Below are 13,719 nucleotides of genomic sequence, written 5' to 3' on the forward strand. Positions count from 1 at the left end.
AACGGAAAACAATCACGGAATTGCAACCTATGCCATGACGATTAAGCTACGCCAGATAAAAAATATTCAAGATTTCATAGAATTAACAGACTGTTACTAGAGGTAAGTATCATGAGGCTTCTGCCACTAAAAACGGCTCACGCCGTTGGGATTTGGTCTGCACAATATATCGTAGACAAAATCAATGCATTTAACCCAACTGCCGAGCGTCCTTTTGTGCTAGGTTTGCCAACCGGTGGAACCCCGCTTGCAACCTACAAAGCGCTTATTGCTCTATATCAAGCTGGCAAAGTGAGCTTTAAGCATGTTGTCACCTTCAATATGGATGAATATGTCGGTATCCCAGAAAATCATCCACAAAGTTATCATACCTTTATGTATGAAAACTTTTTCAATCACATTGATATTCAAAAAGAAAACATCAATTTACTCAATGGTAATGCACCTGATGTTGATGCGGAATGTCAACGTTATGAAGACAAGATCAAATCCTACGGCAAAATTAACCTCTTTATGGGTGGTGTGGGTAACGATGGGCACATCGCATTTAACGAACCCGGTTCATCATTAAGCTCTCGTACGCGCATCAAGACGTTAACACCAGAGACTCGTATCGCTAACTCACGCTTCTTTGATAACGATGTGAACCAAGTTCCTAAGTATGCATTAACCGTTGGCGTCGCAACGTTAATGGATGCCGAAGAATTGATGGTATTAGCGACTGGTGCGAATAAAGCAAACGCTGTACAAGCCGCGGTTGAAGGTTCAGTCAACCATTTATGGACCGTCAGTTGCGTACAGATGCACCAAAAAGCACTGATCGTCTGTGATGAGCCAGCGACACTTGAGCTAAAAGTAAAAACGCTAAAATATTTCAGTCAATTAGAATCAGACATTATCGAAGCATTTAATTAATAATCATTCGAACACCCGACTTGTGAAAGCAAGTCGGTGACCCGAAGTTTATCTCTCCAGAAGTCAGGAGCCAAAGACTATGTATGCACTAACTCATTGTATTATATATACCGGTCATGAAAGACTAGATAATCACGCCGTCATCATTGATGGTGCTCTTATTAAAGATATCTGCCCATTAAACCAACTCCCAGCAGGTATCGAGCAACATGATTTACAAGGTGCGATTCTTTCTCCCGGTTTTATTGATCTACAAGTCAATGGCTGCGGTGGTGTCCAATTCAATGACAACAAAGAAAATGTGACACTGAAGCATCTGGAGATAATGCAAAAAGCCAATGAACGTACCGGATGCACAAGCTACCTACCAACGTTAATTACTTGTTCTGATGACCTCATGAAACATGCCATTGAGGTGATGACTGAATATCTAAAAACTCATCATCATCAAGCTCTTGGATTACATCTAGAAGGCCCTTACATCAACGTGATTAAAAAAGGTACTCACAATCCTGAGTTTATTCGTAAACCTTCAGCAGAAATGATAGCGCATTTAGTGGCGCATGCTGATGCGATTACCAAAGTCACTTTAGCGCCTGAAATAGTGGATGAGTCCTATATCCGACAACTCACTGACGCTGGTATTGTGGTTTCAGCGGGCCATTCAAACTCAACCTATGAAGAAGCTCGTCTTGGTTTTAAAGCAGGTATTGGTTTCTCGACCCATTTATTTAATGCAATGCCATATATCTCAGGGAGAGGCCCAGGCTTAGTTGGGGCAATTTATGATACTCCTGAAGTGTATGCTGGCATTATTGCAGATGGTCTTCATGTTCAATGGGCAAATATTCGTAACAGTAAGCGCTTGAAAGGTGATAAATTAGTTTTAGTTACGGACGCTACAGCGCCTGCTGGTATTGATCCACAAACTGGTGAAATGGATCATTTTATCTTCGCAGGCAAAACCATATACTACCGTGATGGATTGTGTGTTGATGAGAACGGAACCCTCAGCGGATCATCACTAACAATGATTGAAGCAGTTAAAAATACGGTAGAACATGTCGGTATCGCATTAGATGAAACATTAAGGATGGCAACACTTTATCCCGCAAGAGCCATTGGTGTCGAATCTAGCTTAGGCTCGATTGCACCGGGTAAGGTTGCAAACTTAACTGCGTTTAACCACGACTTCCAAATCCTATCAACTTATGTCAATGGAGAGGAAGTCTACAAAAAATGAGTATATAGCTGATGAACCATAGTCACTCGCTAAAGCAAATTGGTAATATTGATCTGGTAAAACAACTCAACGGTGCCGTGGTATATAGCCTAATTGACCAACAGGGTCCTATATCTCGCATCCAAATCGCAGAACAGAGCCAACTTGCGCCTGCAAGTGTCACCAAAATCACTCGTCAGCTACTCGAACGCGGCTTAATTAAAGAAGTCGACCAACAGGCCTCAACCGGAGGCCGACGTGCCATATCTATCGTATCTGAGTATAAAAACTTTCATACGATAGGTGTGCGCTTGGGTCGTTATGATGCTACCGTCGCACTGTATGATTTAAGCGGCAAACTGCTCAATGATGCCCATTACCCTATCTCAGCGCCATCCCAACAAGCCTTAGAGCAAAAACTGACTGAAGCGATTGAAGACTTTATTGCTCTCAATCAACGACGCATTAAAGAGCTTATTGCAATATCCGTGATCTTACCGGGCCTTGTGAACCCTCATAACGGTATCGTTCACTATATGCCGCATATCAAAGTAGATAATTGGCATCTCATTGATAATTTACAAGCGCATTTTAAAATTACCTGCTATGTGGGTCATGATATTCGCAGTCTCGCGTTAGCTGAAAGCTACTTTGGCGCCACCAAGGATTGTGAAGACTCACTACTGGTGAGAATACATCGGGGTACAGGTGCTGGGTTGGTTATCAACAATGAAATTCTGCTAAATCATCGGGGGAATCTCGGTGAAATTGGGCATATTCAAGTGGACCCTTTAGGTGAGCTGTGTCATTGCGGCAACTTTGGCTGTCTTGAAACAATCGCTTCCAATCAAGCTATTGAAAATCGGGTAAAACAACGCTTAGAACAAGGCTTTGTCAGCTCACTCTCACTGGAGCAATGCACCATTCAACAAATTTGCCAAGCCGCAAATAAAAATGATCCACTCGCAACGGAAGTCATTCAGCATGTGGGCCGCCAAATCGGTAAAGCTATCGCCATTTCAATAAACTTATTTAACCCTGAAAAAGTAGTGATTGCGGGTGATATCACCGAAGCTGAGCAGGTATTGCTACCTGCGATTCAAAGCTGTATTGATACACAAGCTTTGAAGGGATTTCGCGAAAATTTACCCGTTGTGACTTCGCAATTAGTTCATAACTCGGCAATTGGCGCATTCGCCCTGACTAAACGTGCCATGCTCAATGGTGAATTACTCCAAAAACTCCTCGATAACTAGTCCTTTTTATCATTGTTCAAAAAAACCAGAATTTGCCCGTTGCATTTCTGGTTTTTTGTGCATTAAATTAGACAAAAAATAAAGACTCAGATGTTTATATCGTGCCATGTTCATGCTAATAAACGTAAAAACTAAGCCTTAATTCGCACAATACCGTTGAGAATTTTGACGGAGACTGTTTGTTTTCTAACTTCATTATTTACATCATAATTTATTACGATATATCGCAGCAGAGATAATCGCCTTCATGTGACACACTTCCGTTATTTTGATGCAAGTCTTGTTTTTTGCTGTCTTTATCGACAAAATGATTATTCATCAAACAAACGGACGCATTTTCACAAAAATAGTGAAAAAAGCAGTTGACTGTCTCAGCTGTAATTAGCATAATGCGCCCCGCAACGCCGATGAAGGTAATGCAAAAAGATGGCTATGTAGCTCAGCTGGTTAGAGCACAACACTCATAATGTTGGGGTCACAGGTTCGAATCCCGTCATAGCCACCATGTTTGCGGGAGTGGCGAAATTGGTAGACGCACCAGATTTAGGTTCTGGCGCCGCAAGGTGTGCGAGTTCAAGTCTCGCCTCCCGCACCATTTTCCTTCTCGGTAATAGAATTTAAGATTGGGGTATCGCCAAGCGGTAAGGCACCAGGTTTTGATCCTGGCATTCCCAGGTTCGAATCCTGGTACCCCAGCCATCTTAAATCAACAAATTTGAAGACATCCTCGGATGGGGTATCGCCAAGCGGTAAGGCACCAGGTTTTGATCCTGGCATTCCCAGGTTCGAATCCTGGTACCCCAGCCATCTCTCCTCTCCAAGGAATGTCTTAATAATCCCATACAGTAACTTTATAAAGATAGATTAACTGTATAGATGGCTATGTAGCTCAGCTGGTTAGAGCACAACACTCATAATGTTGGGGTCACAGGTTCGAATCCCGTCATAGCCACCATGTTTTGCGGGAGTGGCGAAATTGGTAGACGCACCAGATTTAGGTTCTGGCGCCGCAAGGTGTGCGAGTTCAAGTCTCGCCTCCCGCACCATTCCCTTCTAGGGAATAAAATTAAGTATTGGGGTATCGCCAAGCGGTAAGGCACCAGGTTTTGATCCTGGCATTCCCAGGTTCGAATCCTGGTACCCCAGCCATATTTATATAGCCGGTCTTAGTACGGGTTATAAGAAACCATCCTTTATTAAGGGTGGTTTTTTTTTGCTTATTATTATTCGCCTTCCAATAGAAACACTTAACCCTGACTTTTATTTATTTCACTTCAATTATTAAGTTTTACTCACATTTTCACCAATTAACTTTCAGACTTTTCCCTATTTAAGGTAACTACCCCCCTCCTTTTAATAACCATAATGCTGGGGTTTACCTGTTCTTATTACCTATAAGCATCATAAAATAACAATTAGAACATTTTTTTTACTTTTAATTATCTCTGATATCAATTATGTGATTTTAGTCATTTTTTCATAACGACTAATAGTGGTAATCTCCAGTCAGATTTTGGTTAGTACCGATTAATGGCTTTCGGGATCCCTCTACCTTCCGCCATGACTCATGCATTATCCAACTCATGACCCCAAATAAATAAAAAGTTCTCACAACCTAATAATTATAAATTGCAGCAATGCAATACTTTACAGAGAAAATTTATGCAAAACATGATGAAACAACCACTCTATAAAATCCTATATGTACAGGTCATTGTCGCCATCGTGCTAGGTATCGCACTTGGTCACTTTTTTCCTGATATCGGAGAATCCTTAAAACCACTTGGTGATGCCTTCATCAAGATCGTTAAAATGATTATTGCACCAGTCATCTTCTTAACCGTCGTGACTGGCATTTCAGGCATGAGCAACATGAAGGCCGTCGGGAGTGTTGCTGGAAAAGCCATGCTCTACTTTATTACCTTCTCAACCATTGCACTTATCATTGGTTTGATCGTGGCTAACATTATTCGCCCTGGCTCAGGTCTGAATATTGACCCTGCAACTCTTGATAGTAGCAAAGTCGCAGGTTATGTAGAGAAAGCTCACGAATCATCGATTGTCAGTTTCTTGATGAATATCATTCCTGATACTGTCATTAGCCCACTTGTGAACGGGAATATCCTTCAAGTGTTATTTATTGCGGTGATTTTTGGTTTAGCACTTGCTGCTACCGGTAAGCACGGTGAGCCAATTGTGAAATTACTGCAAAACTTTTCTGAACCTGTGTTCAAAATGGTTGCCATGCTAATGAAACTGGCTCCTATCGGTGCATTTGGTGCGATGGCATTCACGATAGGTAAATATGGTATCTCTTCTATCGGCAACTTAATGATGCTGATCATGACGTTCTATATTACGTCATTATTGTTTGTACTTATCGTATTAGGTGCGGTTGCTAAATATAATGGCTTCTCCATTATTGAACTCATCAAATATATTAAAGATGAGCTTTGGCTAGTCTTAGGTACGTCATCCTCTGAAGCAGCCTTACCGAGCTTGATGAGGAAGATGGAGCATGCAGGGTGTGAAAAATCTGTCGTTGGCTTAGTGATTCCAACAGGATATTCATTTAACCTTGATGGCACCAATATTTATATGACCATGGCAGCGTTATTTATTGCCCAGGCAACAAATATTGACCTAACAATTTGGGAGCAAGTTTCACTGTTACTTGTGGCAATGATCAGTTCAAAAGGTGCCGCAGGCGTTACTGGAGCCGGTTTTATTACTCTAGCGGCAACACTGATGGTCGTTCCAAGTATTCCCGTAGCAGGTATGGCATTAATCTTAGGTATCGACCGCTTTATGTCCGAATGTCGTGCACTCACTAACTTGGTGGGGAATGCTTGTGCCTGTATCGTCGTTGCACGTTGGGAAAAAGAATTAGATACCGACAAACTGACTAGGGCATTTGCAGCAAAAGGGGAAAGTATCGATTCAATTATTACTGAAGAAAACGTTGAAATCCCTTCCCATCATGCTCAGCCATTTGATGTTGCGAAAGATAAATAATTAGCGCCTCGCGATAACCTCATCGGGGAAGCCTCATTGTGATGAGACTTCCCCTTATGGCTTATTAATTTGAAATGACGCTCAAAGCCCTAAAGCATACTTCAGTGCTAGCTTCTTCGCTTCTCCAACACGTTGCGCTGCCATCAAACCAAGATTTCTCAGTACTTTCAAACCTGGCAAGTTCTCACTAAACGCCATGTAAAATACATCCATGCCCGCTTGCATGACTAAATTATCAGGTAAACGACGACGCTGATAACGCTTTAGCACTTCAAGAGACGACCAAGGCTCTAGGTATTCTTTCGCTTGCGTCACCACGTTAAGTAACACATCGACATCGCGATAGCCTAAGTTCACACCCTGTCCAGCCAATGGATTGATGGTATGGGCAGCATCACCAACCAATGCAAGCCCCTCGATAACATAGCGATTCGCATGGTGACGGGTGAGTGGAAACGCCCCAGAAGCAACCGCGACGACATTCCCCACACGTTCAGGGAAAGCTTCATAAATGGCCCCCGTCAGTTGCTCCATCGACATTGACTGCAAACGGCGAATTTTGGCAGGGCTATCATACCAAACCAATGACGCCCAGTTATCATAAAGCGGTAGAAATGCTCTAGGCCCCGATGGGAAAAATTGCTGCCATGTTTTATCTTGCTGTGGCTCCGACGTTTTCACTGTAATCAACATGCAAGATTGGCGATACTGCCAACCACGGCTGCCAATCCCCACCAATTTGCGCACTTGAGAATTGGCACCGTCAGCACCAATAACCAGCTTCGCTTGCAAATCACGCCCATCATCCAAAGATATTACCCAATCTTTTTGACCATGAGGTTGATAAAGATGTGTTAACTGTGCCGGACAAATTCGCTCGAGGTTAGTGTATTTTTCGCATTCTCGCCATAACGCTAATTGTAAAACGCGATTCTCTACCATAAAACCCAGTTCAGGTAGCCCCAAGTCATGGGCATCAAAAACAACGTTACTCCCCTGCTCTTCCCACGTTTCTAATTGCCGATAAGGCGCACTACGCATCGCTTCAACATGCTGCCAAGCGCCAAGTTGCTTGAGTAAATCGACAGATGAACGACTAATCGCAGAAATACGAACATCAGGTGAGCTGTTCACATCGAATGCTGCTGGTTCTGCTTTTTCGAGTAATGCAACACTCAGCCCTTCTTGAGCAAACCCCAAAGCTGCTGCTGCACCTGTCATGCCAGCCCCAACCACGACAACATCATAATATTCTGTTAATTTATTCATTACATTAGCTACTATTAACTGTTTGATTTATGTAGTGTACCGAAAAATTGTTACACTGACAGGGAATATCTCTATCACAGACTCTGGTCACTGGTGCTTCAAATGAATACAATACACGTTAATCTTAAAACAATGGGCGATAACCTGTCTTTGAGAGTGCGTATCGCATAGCCTTAGAATTTTCGAGCCTGGCTATTTTGACATTTTTCGTATCATAGAGTGATGTTTGTGATCAAAAATGCGTACGCCTTCCCAAAACGGGACAGGACTTTGGATTTATACACAAAATAATTCGAGCACGCGCGTATAGCGCCGCTGCTTGAAGTATAACGGGTATACAACGCGTTTCGGAGTCCATTATACTAAGCCACTTCGAAAACACCGGATATAAACATGTCGACGAATAAAAAGTTATACATTAAAACATGGGGCTGCCAAATGAATGAGTACGACTCATCTAAAATGGCATCATTATTAGAAAGCACCCATGGTTATCAGATCACTGAAATTCCTGAAGAAGCAGACGTCTTACTGTTGAACACCTGCTCGATCCGTGAAAAAGCGCAGGAAAAGGTTTTCCATCAGCTTGGGCGCTGGAAAAATTTTAAAGATAGTAATCCTGATATCATCATTGGTGTCGGTGGCTGTGTTGCCTCTCAAGAAGGGGATTTTATTCGTCAACGCGCACCGAGTGTCGACATTGTTTTTGGCCCACAAACGCTACACCGTTTGCCTGAAATGATTAATCAAGTAAAAGGCACTCGCAGCCCTGTTATTGATATTAGCTTCCCTGAGATTGAGAAATTTGACCGCCTTCCAGAACCTCGCGCTGAAGGCCCTACCGCATTTGTTTCTATCATGGAAGGCTGTAATAAATATTGTACATTCTGTGTCGTACCTTATACACGTGGTGAAGAAGTCAGTCGCCCTTGTGATGATATCTTATTTGAAATTGCACAATTAGCAGCACAAGGTGTACGTGAAGTTAACCTACTCGGCCAAAACGTAAACGCTTATCGTGGTGAAACTTTCGATGGTGAAATTTGTACTTTTGCCGAATTAATTCGTTTAGTGGCGGCAATTGATGGTATCGACCGTATTCGTTTTACCACTAGCCACCCCATTGAATTTACTGACGATATCATCGAAGTCTATGAAGATACTCCTGAGTTAGTCAGCTTCCTGCATTTGCCTGTACAAAGTGGCTCAGATCGCATCTTAACGTTAATGAAACGTGCTCATACCGCACTCGAATATAAAGCCATTATTCGTAAATTACGAAAAGCACGCCCAGATATTTTGATTAGTTCTGACTTCATTGTTGGCTTCCCTGGCGAAACCGATGATGACTTTGAAAAAACCATGAAGCTCATCGCCGATGTCAATTTTGATATGAGCTTTAGCTTTGTTTACTCAGCACGTCCAGGTACACCGGCAGCTGACTTACCAGATGATGTTAGCGAAGAAGAGAAAAAGCAGCGTCTCTATCTCTTACAACAGCGCATAAATCAGCAAGCAATGAGCTATAGCCGTGCTATGTTGGGAACAGTGCAGCGTGTTTTAGTCGAAGGCCCTTCTCGTAAAAATGTTATGGAGCTTTCAGGACGTACTGAAAATAACCGTGTAGTCAACTTTGAAGGCTTACCCGATATGATTGGTAAGTTTGTTGACGTAGAGATTGTCGATGTTTATGCCAACTCACTACGCGGTAAAGTGATCCGCACAGAAGACCAAATGGACTTACGCGTTCACGAATCACCAGCTTCCGTCATCGCACGTACTCGTAAAGAAGATGAGCTTGGAGTGGGTAACTACCAACCCTAAAGATAGGATACTCAGTGACCGATAAAAAACCGTTGCAAATAGCAACACAAGAGATCTTTCTAGAGCCCGCAGATAACCAACGCTTAATGAGCCTTTGCGGGCCATTTGATGATAATATCAAGCAACTAGAACGCAGACTTGCGATCGAAATTAATCGTCGTGATAACCGTTTCAAATTATCAGGCAAGCCATTTAACGTTCAAGCTGCCAGTAAAATTTTACGCCAACTTTATGTTGAGACTGCCCCAATACGTGGCGTGATCCCTGATATTGACCCCGAACAAATCCATCTTGCTATCTCTGAAAGCCGCGTATTAGAGCAAGCCGCAGATAGCATCCCGGATTATGGCAAAGCCGTTAATATCAAAACCAAGCGTGGTGTTATCAAGCCGCGAACACCAAATCAAGCCCAATACATTGCGAATATCTTAGATCATGATATTACCTTTGGTATTGGCCCCGCTGGTACAGGGAAAACGTATCTTGCCGTTGCAGCAGCCGTTGATGCACTTGAACGCCAAGAAGTACGCCGTATTCTCTTAACTCGACCAGCCGTTGAAGCTGGCGAAAAACTTGGTTTTTTGCCGGGCGATCTGAGTCAAAAAGTGGACCCTTATTTGCGTCCACTTTACGACGCACTCTTTGAGATGCTTGGGTTCGAGAAAGTTGAGAAACTCATCGAACGTAATGTCATTGAAGTCGCACCACTGGCTTATATGCGGGGTCGTACACTCAATGATGCCTTCATTATTTTAGATGAGAGCCAAAATACCACCATTGAGCAAATGAAAATGTTCCTGACTCGTATCGGTTTTAACTCTAAGGCCGTAATTACAGGGGATATCACTCAAGTCGATTTACCACGAGGCAATAAATCAGGCTTGCGTCATGCCATTGAGGTTCTCTCCGACGTCGATGAATTGAGTTTTAATTTCTTCCATAGCGAAGACGTTGTGCGTCACCCAGTGGTGGCGAAAGTCGTTATTGCCTATGAAAAATGGGAAGAGCAAGATAGCAAACGTCGTCAGCAACTCAAAGAAGAACGGGAACAACAAAAAGAATTAGAAAAGCAGGAAAACCATTAAATGCGTGAAGTCATTCTCGATTTACAACTTGCTTGTGAAGAAACAACTGAGTTACCCAGCGAAGTCCTATTTCAACGCTGGTTGGAAGCTGTATTACCTAAGTTTCAAGCACAAAGTGAAGTCACCATTCGTATTGTTGATGAAGAAGAAAGTCACCATTTAAACCTGACTTATCGCGGCAAAGATAAACCGACTAACGTGTTATCATTCCCCTTTGAATCACCTCCGGAAGTTGAATTACCGTTACTTGGTGATTTAATTATTTGTCGCCAAGTGGTTGAACAAGAGGCCATTGAACAGCAAAAAAGTGCGGAAGAGCATTGGGCACATATGGTGGTACATGGCTGCCTACATCTGCTGGGTTATGACCATATTGAAGATGATGAAGCAGAAGAAATGGAAAGCCTAGAAACAGAAATTTTAGCTGAATTGGGCTATGCTGATCCTTATCTAGTAGAAAAAGAATGACCCATAGTCTATTTTTATGTTAAATATTAGCTGAGTAACTTTAAAGCCTGTCGTTTAGGGTGTAAATGTGAACAATATCACTTTTTGTTGAACACTCGCAGGAGTGTATTATCCCCCTAAACGACTGACTGGTTAACTTAATAAATCTTATTATTAATTGAGGAATAATTAATTAAACGCCATGAGCGACGATAACTCTTCGAGTAGTGACAACCCTGGCCCTAAGAAAGGGTTCTTTGCACTATTAAACCACCTCTTCCATGGTGAACCTAAAAACCGTGATGACTTGGTCGAGCTGATCCGTGATTCTCAGCAAAATGACCTTATCGATCCAGATACTCGTGACATGCTAGAAGGCGTCATGGATATTGCCGATCAGCGGGTACGTGACATTATGATCCCGCGTTCCCAGATTGTGACGTTAAAACGAAATCAAACGCTGGATGAGTGCCTTGATGTCATCATCGATTCCGCACACTCTCGTTTTCCTGTTATCAGTGAAGACAAAGATCATATTGAAGGGCTATTAATGGCAAAAGATTTATTGCCATTCATGCGTACCGATGCCGAGCCATTCAGTATTGACAAAGTGTTGCGCCAAGCTGTTGTTGTCCCTGAAAGTAAAAGGGTCGACCGCTTGTTAAAAGAGTTCCGTTCACAACGCTACCATATGGCCATTGTTATTGATGAATTTGGCGGTGTTTCTGGACTTGTTACCATTGAAGATATCTTAGAGCTTATTGTTGGGGAAATTGAAGATGAGTATGATGATGAAGACGATGTTGATATTCGTCAACTCAGTCAGCACTCCTATTCAGTTAGAGCGTTGACCCAAATTGAAGACTTCAATGACGCGTTTGACACTAATTTTAGTGACGATGAAGTTGATACTGTCGGCGGCCTAGTTATGCAAGCCTTCGGCCATTTGCCATCACGAGGTGAAACTATCACGATAGATGGCTATCAATTTAAAGTTGCAATGGCGGATAGCCGTCGGATTATTTTACTGCATGTAAAAATTCCTAATGGCGCTCCCGTCCCAACCTTAGATGAAGAAAAGAGTTAATGAACTTAGCGCCATCCTATCAAAGTCAGTGGTTACGCCTGCTACTGGCTTTAATTTTCGGAGCCAGTGGTACACTGGCTTTTTCGCCTTTTGATTTATGGCCTGCGGCACTCCTGTCGATTCTCTTTCTCCAATTATTAACCTTACATCGCACTGCCAAACAATCCTTTGCAATTGCCTTTGTCTGGGGCTTTGGCCTATTTGGCTCAGGTGTTAATTGGGTTTATGTCAGTATTGCTGACTTTGGCGGTATGCCGGAAGCCGTCAACGTTTTTCTCGTTATATTGCTCGCGGCATACCTTTCTTTATACACAGGGCTGTTTGGTTATCTACTCAGTCGATTTTTTCCAACAGCAAACGTATGGCGACTCGTATTTGCAGCCCCTGCAATTTGGCAGCTTACTGAATTTCTCCGTGGCTGGGTTCTTACAGGTTTTCCGTGGCTACAATTTGGTTACAGCCAAATCGACGGTCCATTGAAAGCGCTTGCCCCTATTTTCGGCGTGGAAATGATTACCTTAATACTGTTTAGTATTAGTGGATTGATTGTTTTATCTCTCGTGCGTCGTCGTTTTAGTGTACTTGCCATTGCGGCGGTACTACTTTTTGCGCCTTTTACGCTTAAAAATCTTCAGTGGTATACCCCATTAGAATCAAAAGCGACCGACGTCGCTTTAGTTCAAGGAAATATCCCACAGGCAATGAAATGGGAAGCAAGCTACTTACAACAAATTAAAGATACCTATCTTAAGCTATCTAGCCCGTATATCGGCAAAGCCTCATTAATTATCTGGCCTGAATCAGCGGTTCCGTCCGTTGAGCTTGATAACCAATCTTGGTTAAAATCACTGGATAAAGTGCTGGCAGAATCAAATACTCGGCTCATCACGGGGATTGTCGATGCTCGACCTATTGATGGTGAGTATGAGTTTTACAATACAATCATAGTATTAGGTGACAAAAAACCTTACCTATATCCGTCCCAAAATCGCTACAACAAACACCACTTAGTTCCATTTGGTGAGTTTGTTCCACTAGAAGATGTTTTACGCCCTATCGCACCTTTCTTTAACCTACCAATGTCTGGTTTTAGTCGTGGTGATTATCAGCAAGCTCAACTTGCGGTTGGTAATATGCATCTGACTGCTGCAATTTGCTATGAAATTATTCTAGGTACACAGGTTCGCGATAACTTTCAACCTGATAGCGATTACCTGCTCACCATTTCTAATGATGCATGGTTTGGTAAATCGATCGGTCCATGGCAGCATTTCCAAATGGCACGCATGAGAGCCTTAGAGCTTGGGCGCCCGCTATTACGCGCCACCAATAATGGTGTCACCGCCGTTATTCGTGCAGACGGAACTGTTCAAGCTGAATTACCTCAATTTAAAGCGGCAACACTATCGACATCAATTATTCCAACCACAGGTTTAACGCCGTATGCGCGCTGGAGTAATTGGCCTATGTGGGGAGTGGTTGTCATATTTATATTCATCGCGCTGTCATTAGATCGCCGGCCAAAAAACAATTCAAATAAATAATAATCAACCCCAATAGTATGCCAAGTAAAACTACTGGGGTTATTATTTAACTTGT

10 protein-coding genes and 7 tRNA genes are annotated in these 13,719 nt (G+C 42.7%); 16 read left to right on the forward strand and 1 reads right to left on the reverse strand.

Annotated features, from left to right (window positions below; translation table 11 throughout):
• Positions 1 to 111 precede the first annotated feature (111 nt).
• The 11 genes from nagB to ACWPW6_RS14260 all read left to right on the forward strand — a co-directional run bounded on the left by nagB (position 112) and on the right by ACWPW6_RS14260 (position 6,408).
• A complete protein-coding gene (gene nagB / locus ACWPW6_RS14210; protein WP_154624767.1) occupies positions 112 to 915 on the forward strand; it encodes a glucosamine-6-phosphate deaminase in 804 nt (267 codons plus the stop codon).
• Positions 916 to 994: 79 nt separating this feature from the next.
• Positions 995 to 2,158: an N-acetylglucosamine-6-phosphate deacetylase gene (nagA, locus tag ACWPW6_RS14215; RefSeq protein WP_154624766.1), complete on the forward strand. Its 1,164-nt coding sequence runs from the start codon at positions 995 to 997 to the stop codon at positions 2,156 to 2,158.
• 11 nt (positions 2,159 to 2,169) lie between these two features.
• Complete coding sequence (gene nagC, locus ACWPW6_RS14220) at positions 2,170 to 3,393, forward strand: DNA-binding transcriptional regulator NagC (RefSeq protein WP_154624765.1); 1,224 nt, start codon at positions 2,170 to 2,172, stop codon at positions 3,391 to 3,393.
• A gap of 428 nt (positions 3,394 to 3,821) precedes the next feature.
• A tRNA-Met gene (locus tag ACWPW6_RS14225) sits at positions 3,822 to 3,898 on the forward strand.
• Between the two features lie 5 nt (positions 3,899 to 3,903).
• Positions 3,904 to 3,988, forward strand: a tRNA-Leu gene (locus ACWPW6_RS14230).
• 29 nt (positions 3,989 to 4,017) lie between these two features.
• Positions 4,018 to 4,092, forward strand: a tRNA-Gln gene (locus ACWPW6_RS14235).
• Positions 4,093 to 4,125: 33 nt separating this feature from the next.
• Positions 4,126 to 4,200, forward strand: a tRNA-Gln gene (locus ACWPW6_RS14240).
• A 71-nt stretch (positions 4,201 to 4,271) separates the two neighbouring features.
• Positions 4,272 to 4,348, forward strand: a tRNA-Met gene (locus ACWPW6_RS14245).
• A 6-nt stretch (positions 4,349 to 4,354) separates the two neighbouring features.
• Positions 4,355 to 4,439, forward strand: a tRNA-Leu gene (locus ACWPW6_RS14250).
• A 28-nt stretch (positions 4,440 to 4,467) separates the two neighbouring features.
• Positions 4,468 to 4,542: transfer RNA gene (locus ACWPW6_RS14255), tRNA-Gln, on the forward strand.
• A gap of 525 nt (positions 4,543 to 5,067) precedes the next feature.
• The gene (locus ACWPW6_RS14260) at positions 5,068 to 6,408 is read left to right on the forward strand and encodes a dicarboxylate/amino acid:cation symporter (RefSeq protein ID WP_247046801.1); all 1,341 of its coding nucleotides are present in this window, start codon (positions 5,068 to 5,070) and stop codon (positions 6,406 to 6,408) included.
• A gap of 81 nt (positions 6,409 to 6,489) precedes the next feature.
• On the opposite strand, the gene ubiF is transcribed toward ACWPW6_RS14260, so the two are convergent.
• Complete coding sequence (ubiF, locus tag ACWPW6_RS14265) at positions 6,490 to 7,677, reverse strand: 3-demethoxyubiquinol 3-hydroxylase (RefSeq protein ID WP_247046800.1); 1,188 nt, start codon at positions 7,675 to 7,677, stop codon at positions 6,490 to 6,492.
• A gap of 393 nt (positions 7,678 to 8,070) precedes the next feature.
• Here ubiF and miaB point away from each other — a divergent pair, with 393 nt between their 5' ends.
• The 5 genes from miaB to lnt all read left to right on the forward strand — a co-directional run bounded on the left by miaB (position 8,071) and on the right by lnt (position 13,664).
• Positions 8,071 to 9,501 carry a tRNA (N6-isopentenyl adenosine(37)-C2)-methylthiotransferase MiaB gene (gene miaB / locus ACWPW6_RS14270; protein WP_154625082.1) on the forward strand — a complete coding sequence of 477 codons (1,431 nt, stop codon included), beginning with the start codon at positions 8,071 to 8,073 and terminating at the stop codon, positions 9,499 to 9,501.
• An 86-nt stretch (positions 9,502 to 9,587) separates the two neighbouring features.
• Entirely contained in the window at positions 9,588 to 10,586 is a 999-nt protein-coding gene (locus ACWPW6_RS14275; RefSeq protein ID WP_244316517.1) for a PhoH family protein, read from the forward strand.
• Positions 10,587 to 11,054 carry an rRNA maturation RNase YbeY gene (ybeY, locus tag ACWPW6_RS14280; protein WP_249999224.1) on the forward strand — a complete coding sequence of 156 codons (468 nt, stop codon included), beginning with the start codon at positions 10,587 to 10,589 and terminating at the stop codon, positions 11,052 to 11,054.
• Between the two features lie 181 nt (positions 11,055 to 11,235).
• Complete coding sequence (gene corC, locus ACWPW6_RS14285; RefSeq protein ID WP_154625084.1) at positions 11,236 to 12,120, forward strand: CNNM family magnesium/cobalt transport protein CorC; 885 nt, start codon at positions 11,236 to 11,238, stop codon at positions 12,118 to 12,120.
• Positions 12,120 to 13,664 (forward strand): apolipoprotein N-acyltransferase, encoded by a 1,545-nt coding sequence (gene lnt / locus ACWPW6_RS14290; protein ID WP_249999225.1) that lies wholly within the window; start codon positions 12,120 to 12,122, stop codon positions 13,662 to 13,664. Before corC ends, lnt begins: the two co-directional genes overlap by 1 nt.
• The last annotated feature ends 55 nt before the right edge of the window (positions 13,665 to 13,719 follow it).

The organism is Providencia sp. Marseille-Q8014 (assembly GCF_965112055.1).

What these genes read in the sequence shown, in the direction of transcription:
- ybeY (WP_249999224.1), top strand. Translation starts at nt 10,587, where the DNA reads ATGCGTGAAGTCATTCTCGATTTACAACTTGCTTGTGAAGAAACAACT.
- nagA (WP_154624766.1), top strand. Translation starts at nt 995, where the DNA reads ATGTATGCACTAACTCATTGTATTATATATACCGGTCATGAAAGACTA.
- lnt (WP_249999225.1), top strand. Translation starts at nt 12,120, where the DNA reads ATGAACTTAGCGCCATCCTATCAAAGTCAGTGGTTACGCCTGCTACTG.
- ACWPW6_RS14260 (WP_247046801.1), top strand. Translation starts at nt 5,068, where the DNA reads ATGAAACAACCACTCTATAAAATCCTATATGTACAGGTCATTGTCGCC.
- ubiF (WP_247046800.1), bottom strand. Translation starts at nt 7,677, where the DNA reads ATGAATAAATTAACAGAATATTATGATGTTGTCGTGGTTGGGGCTGGC.
- nagB (WP_154624767.1), top strand. Translation starts at nt 112, where the DNA reads ATGAGGCTTCTGCCACTAAAAACGGCTCACGCCGTTGGGATTTGGTCT.
- corC (WP_154625084.1), top strand. Translation starts at nt 11,236, where the DNA reads ATGAGCGACGATAACTCTTCGAGTAGTGACAACCCTGGCCCTAAGAAA.
- nagC (WP_154624765.1), top strand. Translation starts at nt 2,170, where the DNA reads ATGAACCATAGTCACTCGCTAAAGCAAATTGGTAATATTGATCTGGTA.
- ACWPW6_RS14275 (WP_244316517.1), top strand. Translation starts at nt 9,588, where the DNA reads ATGAGCCTTTGCGGGCCATTTGATGATAATATCAAGCAACTAGAACGC.
- miaB (WP_154625082.1), top strand. Translation starts at nt 8,071, where the DNA reads ATGTCGACGAATAAAAAGTTATACATTAAAACATGGGGCTGCCAAATG.